Genomic DNA, 11861 nt, shown 5'->3' with positions numbered 1-11861 from the left:
CCCGCCTGAGCGGTTCGCGATTCAGGCCAGATCGCCCGATACCTCCTGTCGTTAGCGCACCAGTCTGTCGATCCACGGCCACCCCGGGCATCGAACAGGTACACGCATGCGAACCATGGAGGGCTGCCGCGTGAGCGACATCGTGATTATCGAGAAGGTGGTCAGGCCCGAGCGGGTGTTGACTGGTTCGTGGCTGGAGGTGATCGCGTCGAACCTCGACTACCACCGGGCGACGTTCCTCTGGAAGTGCGAGGGACTCACGGACGCTCAGCTGCGCCAACGGTCCGTACCGTCGTCGGACCTGACATTGCTCGGACTCATGCGCCACCTACAGGGAGTCGAGCGCTACTGGCTACAACTCAAACTCGCGGACACCACCCCGCAGTTCTTCCCGTACCAGTCCTACATCACCGCAGACGGCGGCGAGTGGTTCGACGAGACGGACCCCACGCCCGCCCACGAGGTGTACGCCGACTACCTGGCAGCCTGCGAGGACTCACGCGCCCTCTTCACGAACGGCACCCGAAACGTACCGCGCACAGTCCCCAACCCGGAGTTCGGCGACACCGACGTCCGCTTCATCCTCGCCCACGTGATCGAGGAATACGCCCGCCACCTAGGCCACGCCGACCTCCTCCGCCAATCCCTAGACGGCACCACCGGCGAATAGCGGGCACACCGGCGGCTGCGGGTCGTCGTTCCGGCCGGGGAGGACCATGGATTTATGGCGGGCCAGGGACTTGGTGTTCGGGGCAGGGGACAGGGTCCGGACGTGGGGTCGGCTGGTGACCGGTCCGGACGGTGATTGGCTGGACGTGGCGCGCGTACATGACCTGATCATCAGACCGCCCGGCTGGAAGTCAGATCGGTCGATCCGGCTGATCGGCGCGGAGGCAGTGCCCACCGATGTTGCACCGAACGGGATCCGCGGCCATCTCTCGGTGGTCGGGATATGGCGCGACGAGAGCATCGAGGTCGAGGCACAGAGACAGGAGAGGCTTCCTCGGGAGTCACATCCGGAGTGGAGGGATCCACTGTGCCCGCCGCCCCACGGTGGCTGGCGACACCACGTACGGGACCTGGACGTCGACATCGACTTCGGCGACCTGGAATCGTCCGGGGCAATCGTCCACCGGGTGATCTTCCGTCCCTCCCCAGACCACGAAGTCCTCGTCGTTGCCGCCACCGACGTCGACGCGATGAAGCGGCAGTTGTCCAAGCACTTTCCGGATCAGCTGTGTGTGGTGCCCAGCCCCTTCACCTGTGCGCAACTCGATGAGCTCCGCGACGTCCTGCGGGCCAATTGGCGGGACTGGCGCCTGGAGTCCTTCGGCACCGGCTCAGACGCGCAAGCCCAGCCATTCATCATGGCCCAACCAATCCAGGTCACCGCCGAGATGGCCGCCTGGGCCGACACCCTCCCAGACGGACTGCTCCGCCTCCGCCCCGCGATCAGCCCTGTCTGACTCCTCGGTCCAGCACATGTCGCTTGGCGAAGCTGGGGCCAATAGACTCCCGGCATGCTGGAGGTCCGTGGAGCCACGGCGCAGGATCGGACTGCCGTCAGCAAGGTCTTGGCCACTGCGTTCGTCGCCGATCCCGTGGTCCGCTGGCTGATGCCGAAGGCAGGCGGCGACCTTCAGATGTTTCGAGCCTTTGCCCTTCACCTGCATGCCGCTCCCAGTTGCGCCGATCTTGCGTTGGACGACGGTCGACCGGTGGGGGCGGCCTTGTGGGATCCACCGGGCCACAGCGTGTCACCTCGGCAAGCGCTGATGGGGTTGTCGAGGTTGCTTCTCGGCATGCGGTCGGGTTTCCGCCGTGGAGTTGTGCTGGAGCGCGCCTTCACGCGAGCAAGGCCGGCCGGACAGTTCTGGTACCTCGCACAGCTCGGCGCCTCGACTCCGGGAAGAGGCGTCGGTTCGGCTTTGCTGGAACGCCGCCTGGCAGGCATCGACGGGCCTGCCTATACGGAGAGCAGCAATCTGAGGAACGTTCCGCTCTACGAGCGATTCGGCTTCGCCGTGATCCAGGAGATCTCACTCCCCGAAAACGGCCCGACCCTCTGGACAATGCTCCGCAGGTAGCCGGGTACGCCGAGAGCGCGGCCCGACAGCTCGCTCGTCAGCAGACGCCGGCCAAGCGATCAGGCGCTCAGGCGGGTCGTGTGCGTGATCGCCGTACATTCGCGATGCTGAGGGTGTGCTTGCCTCTCCGCGAGTTGTCTTCGTCTTCGCCGGTGTCGACGTGAATGTGTTCCCGTCGATAGCCGACGCACAGGACTGGATGGAAGCGATCGACGTCGATGACGGCGAGTACGACGCTGCTCTGACGGAGACAGGTCGCGTGATCACGATGAGGACGGAGAAGGAGCTGGTCGTACTCGAGCTGACCGACGAACTGGACCCGAAGCTGCTCCAGAGGCTCCTACGTGAACACGGTCAAGCCATCGGAATGCCCGGGATCGAGCTGGACCCTGTCGGGTTCGCCAATGAGACCTGGCAGTGGGACTGGGAGCATCGCTGGCCCCGATGGCCCCGATGGCTGGACGAGCGCCTGCATCCGGATGGGCCGGTACAGGCATAGTTCCGCACTGCCGGTTGCTCTGGCTCAGGGTCGTCGGGGTTCTGTGGGGTCTCAGTGATCGCGCCGAAGCGCATCCTTCGCCTGTCGAGTTATGCCGAACGGCACGATCGCGATGACCACGATGAGGCCGGCGACTGCCCACAGCCACTGAGGGTTGTGGGGCCAGGCCAGGAGTAGGGCCGGAATGGTGAGGGCGACGGCGAGGCCAGCGGCGGCCAGGATGTCGACAACGCGCCGCCTGGTCGGGCTTTCCTGGGTCTCCGGGTACGAACTCTCGGGGGCCTCGCCTTGATTGCTCGATGGCGGGGTCTGCGCCCAGTTGGTAATCAGGCTGGCCGCGCGCTCCTGGGCGATCCTGGGCTTCCACAAGCCCACGGCGGTGCAGCGGCGACCATCGCGCCGAATGATGGCAACTCCTCGGGAACGGGCCCTAGCCGAAACGACGTTGTCTCGGGCGATTCGGTGAGTCCGCAGCGGATTGCGCACAACCAGCTCGCCGGGTGAGAGCCAGACCGCGGGCCGTACGATGCCAAGCCACCAGAGCGCCGCATATATCGCGAGCGCCGTTAGCGGGTCGCTGATCGGGTGGTCGTCTTGCATCGCGGTGGAGATCAGGGCGATCGCGCCGGTAGCGACGACTGCCGCTCCCGTGCCGAGCCGGATGGGCAGCGCCACCCGCCAACAGTGGCCGGCCGCACCGTCAGCCAATCGCGGCTCCACGCGACGGTCTGTGTTCACTCACGAATCATGCCAGGCACGCGCCTGCAATAGAACGCGGAGCGCTCCTGACGTATGACGTGGTGGCCCGACAATCGAGCGACCAAGGGGACGGTGCTGACCGGCAGTCGACGTCACCCGCCGTAGGCCGGCCGTCGCCGCGAACTGTCGGGGGCTTGAACACCTACTGGTGGGCTGGGACAGGTAATAACAGGTGCTAGGCCACCAGAGGGTGTTCACGGCCCCCATCGACGGCAGCCTCACTCGCGGGCGCCGGCCGAGTAGTCGCACGCACGCGGGGTTGACCGTAGTACGCAAGAAGCCGGTTGCTCAGAAGCAACCGGCGGCGGTGGAGACGAGGGGACTTGAACCCCTAACCCCTGCCTTGCAAAGGCAGTGCTCTGCCAGTTGAGCTACGCCCCCGTGGGGTGGTCAGCGGCCCGGGGTTACCGGGTCGACGGCCTCGGCCCAGAGGTCCTTGTCGGCGCGGGACTGCTGGGTCTTCTTGTAAGCGAAGTATCCACCGATGCCGGCTACCAGCACCAGCAGGAGCTTCTTCAGCACTGGAACTCCTCGGATCAAGGGCTTCACATACGTGAGGGTGGGCCTAACTGGACTTGAACCAGTGACCTCTGCCTTATCAGGGCAGCGCTCTAACCGTCTGAGCTATAGGCCCGCGTACTGCGGTATCGAACCCGGGAGAGATTACCGCACCAGACGCCCTACTCCCAAACCGGTTCCGGCCGGGCCGCACCGGACCCGGCCGCGGCCGATCAGTCCTCCGAGGCGAGGGTGACTTCGAGGCCGCCGAGCAGCGTGGCGGCGATGTTGTAGAGGAAGGATCCGAGGGTGGCGAGCGCGGTGATGATCAGCACATCGGCGCACGCCAGCAGGGTGGTGAACCCCATCACCTTGCCGGTGTTGATGTAGTTCTCGACCCGGAACGGCTCGGCGGTCGGCGTGCCCAGTACCTCTTGGACGGTGCTGTTGATGTTGTCGAACACCCCGGCCGCACCGATCGCGGACCAGATGATGAACACCGCGATCCAGGTGACGATCCCGAAGGCGATCGACAGCAGGAACGCCGTCTTCATCACCGACCACGGGTCGATCCGGGACATCCGCAGCCGCGCCTTCCGCGTCTGCGGCCGACCCGACGCCTTGGCGTCCTTCTCGGCCAGCCGGGCCTGCTTGGCATCGACCCGCTCGGACCGGTCCGGCTTGGCTGCCTTCACCGCGGCGGCCTTGTCGAGCACTGCCTGACGAGCAGCGCTCACCCGGTCACCGAACGAGTCGGGCTTCGCCTCGGGTTCGGCGAACGGCGAGCCTGGGGTCGGCGTGATCGACGGCGTACCGACGACTCCCGGGGACCACGGCTCCGGCCGGCCCGGCGTACTCGGGGCGGGGCGCTGCTGCACCGGGGCGCCGGCGTTGCCCGGTCGCGGCTGCGGTCGGTACTCCGACGGCCGCTGACCGTTCGGAGGCTGGCCGTTGGAGCGACCGTTGGAGGCCGGGTTGGCCGGAGCGGCAGACGGCGTCCCACCCGGCGCGGTGCGCTGGGATTTGGAGCTGTCGGCCGCGCCTTCAGGCCACGTTGGCCTCGCGCGGTTGGTCATCAGTCACCCTCCTGGCCGGCTTCGTCGTCTTCGACGGTAGCCGCGCCGTCCACGTCCGTCGAACGTTCGTCATCATTCTGGACGCTCTCAGAGGTGGTTTCGGTTGTCGATCCGTCCACATTCTGGGCACCTTCAGCGACAGTACCCTCCTCGGCCGCCTCTGATTCCTCCTCGGCGATGGCCAGATCGGTGTTCCGGGCGATGGCGACGACCGCGTCGGACTCGCCGACGCCGGCGAACCGGACGCCCATCGTGTCGCGGCCCTTGACCGGCACGCTGTCGACCCGGCTGCGGACGACCTGGCCGCTGGCCTTGATCGCCAGCACCTGGTCGTCGTCGACGACGATGATCGCGCCGACCAGCGAACCACGCTCGTCGTTCAGCTTCACCGCCTTGATACCGAGACCGCCACGACCCTGCTGGCGGTACTCCGAGACTCGCGACCGCTTCGCGTACCCGGCATCGGTCACGGTGAAGACGAACTGCGCCTCTTCGTCCGCGCCGGCTCGGATCACCGACATCGACAGCAGCTCGTCACCGGAGCGGAACTTCATCCCGGTCACGCCGGACGTGGCCCGGCCCATCGGCCGCAGCTGCTCGTCGTTCGCGGTGAAGCGGATCGACTGGCCCTTGCGGGACACCAGCAGCAGGTCGTCCTCGGCGGTGGCCAGGTCGGCGCCGATCAGCTCGTCGTCGTCCTCGCGGAAGTTGACCGCGATGATGCCGCTCTGCCGGGCCGAGTCGTAGTCGGTCAGCGCCGTCTTCTTGACCAGGCCGCGCTTGGTCGCGAGGACGAGGTACTCGGACTGCTCGTAGTCACGCAGCGTCAGCACCTGCGCGATCTGCTCGTCCGGCTGGAACGAGAGCAAGCCGGCGACGTGCGAGCCCTTCGCGTCCCGGGCGGACTCGGGCAGCTGCCACACCTTGGCCCGGTAGACCCGGCCCTTGGTGGTGAAGAACAGCATCCAGTGGTGGTTCGTGGTGGCGAAGAAGTGGCTGATCTCGTCCTCGGCCCGCAACTGCGCGCCGCGGACGCCCTTGCCGCCCCGGTTCTGCGTCCGGTACAGGTCGGTCTTGGTCCGCTTCGCGTACCCGCCGCGGGTGATCGTGACGACCACGTCCTCGTCCGGCACCAGGTCCTGCACCGACAGGTCGCCGTCGGCCGCGATGATCTCGGTACGACGCTCGTCGCCGTACTTCGCCACGATCTCGCCGAGCTCGTCCTTGACGATCGAGCGCTGCCGCTCCGGGCTGGCCAGGATGTCCTCGAGGTCGGCGATGATCGTCTCGAGCTCCTGCAACCGCTCGATGATCTTCTGCCGCTCCAGGGCGGCCAGCCGGCGCAGCTGCATGTCCAGGATCGCCTGCGCCTGGATCTCGTCGATGTCGAGCAGCTGGATCAGGCCGGTGCGCGCCTCGTCCACGTCCGGGCTGCGCCGGATCAGCGCGATCACCTCGTCGAGGGCGTCCAGCGCCTTCGCGTACCCGCGGTAGATGTGCGCGTTCTTCTCGGCCTCGCGCAGGCGGAAGCGAGTCCGCCGCTGGATGACCTCGATCTGGTGGTCGATCCAGTGGCTGATGAACAGGTCAACGCTCAGGGTGCGCGGTACGCCGTCGACCAGCGCGAGCATGTTGCAGCCGAAGGTGTCCTGCAGCGGGGTGTGCTTGTAGAGGTTGTTCAGTACGACGCGGGGCTGAGCGTCACGCTTCAGCACGATGACGAGCCGCTGCCCGGTCCGGGACGAGCTGTCGTCGCGGATGTCGGCGATGCCGGTCATCTTGCCGGTGTTCACCAGCTCGGCGATCTTCAGCGCCAGGTTGTCCGGGTTGACCATGTACGGCAGCTGGGTGACGACCAGGCTGGTCCGGCCCTTGGCGTCTTCCTCGATGTCGACGACCGCGCGCATCGTGACCGAACCACGGCCGGTGCGGTACGCGTCGTCGATGCCCTTGTAGCCGACGATCAGCGCGCCGTTCGGGAAGTCCGGGCCCTTGATGTTCTGCAGGCAGGCGTTGAGCAGTTCTTCCCGGGTCGCGTCCGGGTGCTCCAGCGCCCAGTCGACCGCGGCCGCGACCTCACGGAGGTTGTGCGGCGGGATGTTCGTCGCCATGCCGACCGCGATCCCGGACGAGCCGTTGACCAGCAGGTTCGGGAAGCGGGCCGGCAGGATCACCGGCTCCTGCGACTTGCCGTCGTAGTTCGGCCGGAAGTCGACCGTGTCCTGGTCGATATCGCGGACGATCTCCATCGCCAGCGGCGCCATCCGGCACTCGGTGTACCGCATCGCGGCGGCCGGGTCGTTACCGGGCGAACCGAAGTTGCCCTGGCCCTGGATCAGCGGCGCGCGCATCACCCACGGCTGCGCCAGCCGGACCAGGGTGTCGTAGATCGCCGAGTCGCCGTGCGGGTGGTACTGACCCATCACGTCACCGACGATGCGGGAGCACTTGTTGAAACCACGATCCGGCCGGTAGCCACCGTCGTACATCGCGTAGAGGATGCGGCGGTGCACCGGCTTGAGGCCGTCGCGGACCTCGGGCAGCGCGCGGCCGACGATGACCGCCATCGCGTAGTCGAGGTACGACTGCTGCATCTCGGTCTGCAGGTCGAGGGGTTCGACGCGGTCGTGGCCAGTAGGGGTCTCGGTCATGAAAAAGTCCCGTTCAAATCAGTACGTCGGTGAGCAGCGAGATCAGATGTCGAGGAAGCGGACGTCCTTGGCGTTGCGCTGGATGAAACTGCGCCTCGCCTCGATGTCGTCGCCCATCAGCGTCTGGAACGTCTCGTCGGCGCGGATCGCGTCGTCCAGCGTGATCTGCAGCAGGACCCGGTTGGCCGGATCCATCGTGGTGTCCCACAGCTCGTTCGCGTTCATCTCGCCCAGACCCTTGTAGCGCTGGATCGGGTTCTCCTTGGGCAGCTTCTTGCCGGCCTCGGCGCCGGCCTCGAGCAGACCGTCCCGCTCGCGGTCGGTGTAGGCCAGCTCGTCCGGCTGGTTGCTCCAGCGGATCTTGTACAGCGGCGGCTGGGCGGCGTACACGTGACCGCGCTCGATCAGCGGCCGCATGAACCGGAACAGCAGCGTTAGCAGCAGGGTCCGGATGTGCTGGCCGTCGACGTCGGCGTCGGCCATGATCACGATCTTGTGGTACCGGAGCTTGTCCTCGTCGAAGTCCTCGTGGATACCGGTGCCGAGCGCGGAGATGATCGCCAGTACTTCGTTGTTCTGCAGGACCCGGTCGATCCGTGCCTTCTCGACGTTCAGGATCTTGCCCCGGATCGGCAGGATGGCCTGGAACTTCGGGTCCCGGCCGCCCTTCGCGGAGCCACCGGCCGAGTCACCCTCGACGATGTAGACCTCGCACTCCTCGGGGTTGGTCGACTGGCAGTCGGCCAGCTTGCCCGGCAGACCGCCGCCGCCGAGCAGACCCTTGCGGTTGCGGGCCAGGTCGCGGGCCTTGCGGGCCGCGATCCGGGCGCTCGCCGCCGCGGTCGCCTTGCGGATGATCTCGCGGCCCTCGGCCGGGTTCTGCTCGAACCAGGCACCGAGCCGGTCGTTCACGACCCGCTGGACGAAGCCCTTGACCTCGGTGTTGCCGAGCTTGGTCTTGGTCTGGCCCTCGAACTGCGGCTCGGCCAGCTTCACCGAGATGATCGCGGTCAGGCCCTCCCGGATGTCGTCACCGGTGAGCCTGTCCTCCTTTTTCTTGATCATCCCCTGGTTCTCGCCGAACGAGTTGACCAGCGAGGTGAGCGCCGCCCGGAAGCCCTCTTCGTGAGTGCCGCCCTCGTGGGTGTTGATCGCGTTCGCGAAGGTGTGCACCGACTCCTGGAAGGAGCCGCTCCACTGCAGCGCGACCTCGAGGCTCATGCTGTTCTTCTCCTGCGCCGCGGCCTCGAACGAGATCACGTCGCGGTGCACGGTCTCGCGGATGCCGGTCAGGTACTTCACGTAGTCGACCAGGCCGTTGTCGTACTTGAACGACTGCTCGACCGGGTGGCCGTCCTCGGTGTGGTCCGGCCGCTCGTCACGGATGACGATCTCCAGGCCCTTGTTCAGGAAGGCCATCTCACGGAACCGGGTGGCCAGCGTCTCGAACGAGTACGTCGTGGTCTCGAAGACGTCGTGGCTGGCCCAGAACGTGACGGTGGTTCCGTTCGAGGTCGACGTACCGATCTCGGCGAGGTCCGCGTTCGGGACACCGTTCGTGAAGGTCTGGGTGTAGAGCTTGCCGTTCAGCTTCACGTCGACGCGGAGGGTGGTGGACAACGCGTTCACGACGGACACACCCACGCCGTGCAGACCGCCGGACACCTTGTACCCGCCGCCGCCGAACTTGCCGCCGGCGTGCAGCACGGTCAGTACGACGGTGACGGCCGGCAAGCCCTCGGACTCGACGATGTCGACCGGGATACCGCGGCCGTTGTCCTCGACCCGGACGCCGCCGTCGGCGAGCAGCGTGACGACGATGCGGTCGCCGTACCCGGCCATTGCCTCGTCGACCGCGTTGTCCACGACCTCGGTGACGAGGTGGTGCAGACCGCGCTCACCGGTGGACCCGATGTACATGCCGGGACGCTTCCGGACCGCGTCCAGACCCTCCAGGACCTGGATCGCACTCGCGTCGTACTCCCGCTCGACGATCGTCGACGGGATCTCGTCGAGATCGGGTGCGACCGGGTCGGGCACGGCTGTGTCGGGTACGGCGGAGCCGACGGGGTCAGCGGACTGGTTGGCGTCGATCTCGATCGGCTCGTCGGTCACCGGTGAATGTCCTCCTCGGACCCCGCCTTCGCGAGGCATCGCGGCACAGTAGAGCCGCCCTCTACGGTGATGGTAGAGGCGCGGCTCGCCCTACACCCTCCATCTTACCCGTCGACCGAAGCAGAACCTGCCACCAGCCGCCCGAAACTCACCTCAGGGCGTCTTTTCTCCCGCCTCGCCATGTCCCCTCTCGCGGGTGGGGGGCCGGAAAGCGCTCACGGCCACTCAGTGGCCTTCGGGCGTTTCACGACTGACCATTCCGGCACCGACCGGTCCAGACCGCTTCCCGGGCTCCGGAGCGATGGTGAGCCGATGGTGGGCCGATGCTGGGTAAGCGGTGCCCGGCGCGCACCCACCGCCCCTTAGGATCGCTGCCGTGGAAAGTCTCGACGAGGTCATCGATGCGATGATCGCCGACCGGGTGATTCACCGGCACCGGCGGATCTGGCTGCTGGTGATCGCCCTCGTCGTGGTGGCATCGCTCGTCGTGCTGGCCACCGGCGGCTGGAAGAAGAAGGTGGGCCGCACGGTCCCGACCCTGACCGCCCCGGCAACCGTGACCGCGGGCCGGTTCGAGTACAGCCTGACCAAGGCGGAGATCGTCCGGAAGCCAAAGACGGAGTACGACGCGGCCGAGGCGAACCTGGTGGTGTACTTCGACGCGAAGAACATCGACTCCGAGGAACACACGAGCAGCCGCGTCGACGGTGAGATGTTCCTGTTCGTGCCGGGCCACGGTGAGGACAACGTGGAGTCCGAGGGCGCGTCCTGTCATGGCGACAAGATCGGCTGGCAGCTCGTCTACGGGTTGCCGCCGGAGAGTTGCAGCGTGAAGTTCAAGGTCGGGCCGAACTTCACCGCCGACGTCGTCGAGATCGGCGTCCTCGAGGAGCACTACGAATCCGACAACTCCAGCCTCGGTGCGAGCGACAAACCCTACTGGCATAACGAAAGCGCGGCCGCGGTCGTCCGGCTCGCGCCGAAGGTCGTCGTCGACGGGGGCAGCAAGTGAAGCTCTACCGCCCCGCGACGATCCTGGTCGGCATCCTGTTCGTGCTGCTCGGCGGCCTGACCCGGCTGGCGACCCCTGAGCACGTGTACGACCAGCAGAACATCAAGGTCGAGCACGGCACGATCGGCCAGGCGCTCGACTTCACCGGCAGCGGCTCGACCGTGAAGGTGACCCGGATCAAGTTCGCCCGGACGGTGCTCGACAGCTCCGCCGGCGATGACGACAAGCCGATCGACACCAACGGGATCTATGTCGCGATCGAGTGGGACACGGTCCGCGGCGACCGCAAGCCGGACAGCATCGAGCCGACGCTGACGGCCGACGGAGGCAGTGTGTACGAGCCGGCCGAAGGCCTGAACAACAGCAACCTGGACTTCCCGAACGCCGGCTACGCGCGCGCCGGCACGATCGTGTTCGAGGTCAATCCGACCGACATGAAGAACCTGACCCTGAGACTGCGCTCGATGATGCTTTTCAACGTCTACAACTCCGAGATCCAGGTCGACCTCGGGATCCCGACCGAGGCCATCGCCCAGCAGATGGCCGACACCGCGGCTCCGCAGTACATCGTCGAGTCCTCGGTCACCCGGGTGGCGTCGTGAAGATCGGCGGCCGGGTGTCCCGGCTGGTGGTTCAGTCCGGGCTGCTGCTGGCGTTGCTGTCCACCGGTACTTTCGTGATGCTGCGGCCGTACCTCAACGACGACGAGCGGATCTACAACGAGGGCCGGATCGACAACGTCGTCAGCCAGGGACCGGTGACGGTTCAGCACGTCGAGTGGAAGCTTGATTCGCTGAAGGCCACCACCACGCTGCTCGACAAGGACGGCGAGACGATCAGCATGGACGAGCCCGCCGGCTCGGTGATCGTCGTGGCCACCCTGACCGTCACCCCGCGCACCGGTGTGTTTCTCAAGGACCGCGGGTTTACCTGCGACGCGAACCTCCGCGACGACCGCGGGAACACGTGGGACACCGAGCAGCCGTTCGACTACCCGCTACCGACGTACTGCGGGGATGACGACCATCCGTTCACCATGGACAAGCCGGCCCAGGTCGCGAAGGTCTACATCGTGCCGAAGTCCGCGGTCGAGCACCTGACCGGCCTGGTCGTCGAGGACTACATCGAGCACCACCGGGTCCTGATCACTCCCTGATCAGGATC

12 protein-coding genes and 2 tRNA genes are annotated in these 11861 nt (G+C 66.7%); 7 read left to right on the top strand and 7 right to left on the bottom strand.

Annotation, left to right across the window (positions count from 1 at the left end):
• The first annotated feature begins 130 nt into the window (after positions 1 to 130).
• The 4 genes from EV650_RS23560 (at position 131) to EV650_RS23545 (ending at position 2586) form a co-directional block, all read left to right on the top strand.
• Complete coding sequence (locus EV650_RS23560) at positions 131 to 670, top strand: DinB family protein (RefSeq protein ID WP_134121187.1); 540 nt, start codon at positions 131 to 133, stop codon at positions 668 to 670.
• 115 nt (positions 671 to 785) lie between these two features.
• Positions 786 to 1466, top strand: coding sequence for a hypothetical protein (locus EV650_RS23555; RefSeq protein WP_134121186.1), 681 nt, complete (start codon positions 786 to 788; stop codon positions 1464 to 1466).
• A 54-nt stretch (positions 1467 to 1520) separates the two neighbouring features.
• Positions 1521 to 2087 carry a GNAT family N-acetyltransferase gene (locus EV650_RS23550; RefSeq protein WP_134121185.1) on the top strand — a complete coding sequence of 189 codons (567 nt, stop codon included), beginning with the start codon at positions 1521 to 1523 and terminating at the stop codon, positions 2085 to 2087.
• Between the two features lie 115 nt (positions 2088 to 2202).
• Positions 2203 to 2586, top strand: a complete 384-nt coding sequence (locus EV650_RS23545; RefSeq protein WP_134121184.1) for a hypothetical protein — start codon at positions 2203 to 2205, stop codon at positions 2584 to 2586.
• Positions 2587 to 2637: 51 nt separating this feature from the next.
• On the opposite strand, the gene EV650_RS23540 is transcribed toward EV650_RS23545, so the two are convergent.
• The 7 genes from EV650_RS23540 to gyrB all read right to left on the bottom strand — a co-directional run bounded on the left by EV650_RS23540 (position 2638) and on the right by gyrB (position 9685).
• The gene (locus EV650_RS23540; protein WP_134121183.1) at positions 2638 to 3261 is read right to left on the bottom strand and encodes a hypothetical protein; all 624 of its coding nucleotides are present in this window, start codon (positions 3259 to 3261) and stop codon (positions 2638 to 2640) included.
• Between the two features lie 392 nt (positions 3262 to 3653).
• Positions 3654 to 3726, bottom strand: a tRNA-Ala gene (locus tag EV650_RS23535).
• 9 nt (positions 3727 to 3735) lie between these two features.
• Positions 3736 to 3867 (bottom strand): DLW-39 family protein, encoded by a 132-nt coding sequence (locus tag EV650_RS41130; protein ID WP_238174405.1) that lies wholly within the window; start codon positions 3865 to 3867, stop codon positions 3736 to 3738.
• A 38-nt stretch (positions 3868 to 3905) separates the two neighbouring features.
• Positions 3906 to 3979 (bottom strand) — tRNA-Ile (locus EV650_RS23530).
• A 97-nt stretch (positions 3980 to 4076) separates the two neighbouring features.
• Complete coding sequence (locus tag EV650_RS23525; RefSeq protein WP_134121182.1) at positions 4077 to 4919, bottom strand: DUF3566 domain-containing protein; 843 nt, start codon at positions 4917 to 4919, stop codon at positions 4077 to 4079.
• The gene (gyrA, locus tag EV650_RS23520) at positions 4919 to 7570 is read right to left on the bottom strand and encodes a DNA gyrase subunit A (RefSeq protein WP_134121181.1); all 2652 of its coding nucleotides are present in this window, start codon (positions 7568 to 7570) and stop codon (positions 4919 to 4921) included. The genes EV650_RS23525 and gyrA overlap by 1 nt, the downstream gene beginning before the upstream one ends.
• A 42-nt stretch (positions 7571 to 7612) precedes the next feature.
• Positions 7613 to 9685 (bottom strand): DNA topoisomerase (ATP-hydrolyzing) subunit B, encoded by a 2073-nt coding sequence (gene gyrB, locus EV650_RS23515; RefSeq protein ID WP_238174404.1) that lies wholly within the window; start codon positions 9683 to 9685, stop codon positions 7613 to 7615.
• 376 nt (positions 9686 to 10061) lie between these two features.
• Between gyrB and EV650_RS23510 the strand changes: the two genes are divergently transcribed.
• From EV650_RS23510 to EV650_RS23500, 3 genes are read left to right on the top strand one after another with little or no spacing between them, the layout of a single operon-like run.
• A complete protein-coding gene (locus EV650_RS23510; RefSeq protein ID WP_134121179.1) occupies positions 10062 to 10697 on the top strand; it encodes a hypothetical protein in 636 nt (211 codons plus the stop codon).
• Complete coding sequence (locus EV650_RS23505) at positions 10694 to 11299, top strand: hypothetical protein (protein WP_134121178.1); 606 nt, start codon at positions 10694 to 10696, stop codon at positions 11297 to 11299. The genes EV650_RS23510 and EV650_RS23505 overlap by 4 nt, the downstream gene beginning before the upstream one ends.
• Positions 11296 to 11853 carry a hypothetical protein gene (locus EV650_RS23500; protein WP_134121177.1) on the top strand — a complete coding sequence of 186 codons (558 nt, stop codon included), beginning with the start codon at positions 11296 to 11298 and terminating at the stop codon, positions 11851 to 11853. The genes EV650_RS23505 and EV650_RS23500 overlap by 4 nt, the downstream gene beginning before the upstream one ends.
• Positions 11854 to 11861 lie beyond the last annotated feature (8 nt).

Origin of the sequence: Kribbella kalugense (genome assembly GCF_004365875.1) — a bacterium.
GTDB classification, from domain to species: Bacteria; Actinomycetota; Actinomycetes; order Propionibacteriales; family Kribbellaceae; genus Kribbella; species Kribbella kalugense.
The sequence above is the reverse complement of the archived record's forward strand: the minus strand, read 5'-3'. Positions and strand labels throughout refer to the sequence as shown.

Excerpts from the sequence above, each read along its gene's own strand:
- EV650_RS23550 (WP_134121185.1), top strand. The coding sequence starts at position 1,521 with ATGCTGGAGGTCCGTGGAGCCACGGCGCAGGATCGGACTGCCGTCAGC.
- EV650_RS23525 (WP_134121182.1), bottom strand. The coding sequence starts at position 4,919 with ATGACCAACCGCGCGAGGCCAACGTGGCCTGAAGGCGCGGCCGACAGC.
- gyrA (WP_134121181.1), bottom strand. The coding sequence starts at position 7,570 with ATGACCGAGACCCCTACTGGCCACGACCGCGTCGAACCCCTCGACCTG.